This is a genomic window from Streptomyces sp. NBRC 109706 (assembly GCF_000974485.1).
Taxonomy (GTDB): domain Bacteria; phylum Actinomycetota; class Actinomycetes; order Streptomycetales; family Streptomycetaceae; genus Streptomyces.
This window is the reverse complement of the sequence record NZ_BBOM01000023.1, coordinates 2,392-3,117: the sequence shown is the minus strand read 5'-3', so window position 1 is coordinate 3,117 and position 726 is coordinate 2,392. Positions and strand designations below refer to the sequence as shown.

Sequence of the window (726 nt, the reverse complement as noted above, 5' to 3'; positions counted from 1 at the left end):
AACGCATGCAAGCACACGCTGCGACGCTCCCACGGCTTGTAGGCACACGGTTTCAGGTACTATTTCACTCCGCTCCCGCGGTACTTTTCACCATTCCCTCACGGTACTATCCACTATCGGTCACCAGGGAATATTTAGGCTTAACGGGTGGTCCCGCCAGATTCACACAAGATTTCTCGGGCCCTGTGCTACTTGGGAAACACACAAGAGAGCCACCATGATTTCGTCTACGGGGGTCTTACCCTCTACGCCAGGCCTTTCGCATGCCCTTCGACTACCACAATGGTTTCTTACTCTCCGACCGTCCGGCAGAACGATCAAGCACGCTCCCACAACCCCGCCTGCGCAACCCCTGCCGGGTATCACACACAAACGGTTTAGCCTCATCCGGTTTCGCTCACCACTACTCCCGGAATCACTGTTGTTTTCTCTTCCTGCGGGTACTGAGATGTTTCACTTCCCCGCGTTCCCTCCACACCGCCTATACATTCAGCGGTAGGTGACAGCCCATAACGACTGCCGGGTTTCCCCATTCGGACACCCCCGGATCACAGCTCGGTTGACAGCTCCCCGGGGCCTATCGTGGCCTCCCACGTCCTTCATCGGTTCCTGGTGCCAAGGCATCCACCGTGCGCCCTTAATAACTTGGCCACAGATGCTCGCGTCCACTGTGCAATTCTCAACCAACAACCAGTCCACCAGAACAAACCCCCCACAAGAGGGGCC

Annotated in this window: 1 rRNA gene; it reads right to left on the bottom strand. The window is 56.9% G+C overall.

The features are described 5' to 3' along the window. Positions 1-651 (bottom strand): 23S ribosomal RNA (locus AOM46_RS35035); the annotation flags it as partial. Positions 652-726: the final 75 nt, after the last annotated feature.